Source organism: Arthrobacter sp. STN4, assembly GCF_024539665.1.
Lineage (GTDB): Bacteria > Actinomycetota > Actinomycetes > Actinomycetales > Micrococcaceae > Specibacter.
On the sequence record NZ_JAKZGX010000088.1, the window covers coordinates 1 to 599 of the forward strand.

Annotated in this window: 1 protein-coding gene and 1 pseudogene; both read left to right on the top strand. The window is 65.9% G+C overall.

Annotated features, from left to right (window positions below; translation table 11 throughout):
* Window positions 1-245 (top strand): annotated as a pseudogene (locus MMF96_RS19450) (pyridoxal 5'-phosphate synthase lyase subunit PdxS); the annotation flags it as partial.
* Window positions 246-354: 109 nt separating this feature from the next.
* A partial coding sequence (locus tag MMF96_RS19455) for an acetyl-coenzyme A synthetase N-terminal domain-containing protein (protein WP_306296004.1) occupies window positions 355-599 on the top strand: 245 nt, incomplete at its 3' end.

The following is a 599-nucleotide window of genomic DNA, read 5'->3' on the forward strand; positions in this document are numbered from 1 at the left end:
GCATCGCCACCCCGGCCGACGCCGCCATGATGATGCAGCTTGGTGCCGACGGCGTCTTCGTCGGCTCCGGCATCTTCAAGTCCGGCAACCCCGCCCAGCGCGCGGCCGCCGTCGTGAAGGCCACCACATTCTACGATGACCCCAAGGTCATCGCGGACGTCTCCCGTGGCCTGGGCGAGGCGATGGTCGGCATCAACGTCGCCGACATCCCCGAGCCGCACCGCCTCGCCGAGCGCGGCTGGTAACCCGCCGATGGCTCTCCTCGGAAGAAGAAACGCGTCCTCCTCAGCACTTTTCCGGTGCGGGACTGCGGGCAACGACGATATGGACAAAGAAGGAATGAAGGGGTTTTACATGTCCGACGAAACGACCACGGCCGGGGCCAACGGCGACGCGCTGGAGAATCTCCTGACGGAGAACCGCCAGTTCCCGCCGAGTGCCGATTTTGCTGCCAATGCAGTCATCAAGGCCAGCGAATATGACGCGGCGAACGCGGACCGGCCCGCGTTCTGGGGCCGGCAGGCCCGGGAGCTGCTGTCCTGGTCCAAGCCGTTCACGAAGACCCTGGACTGGACCAACCCGCCCTTCGCCACCTGGTT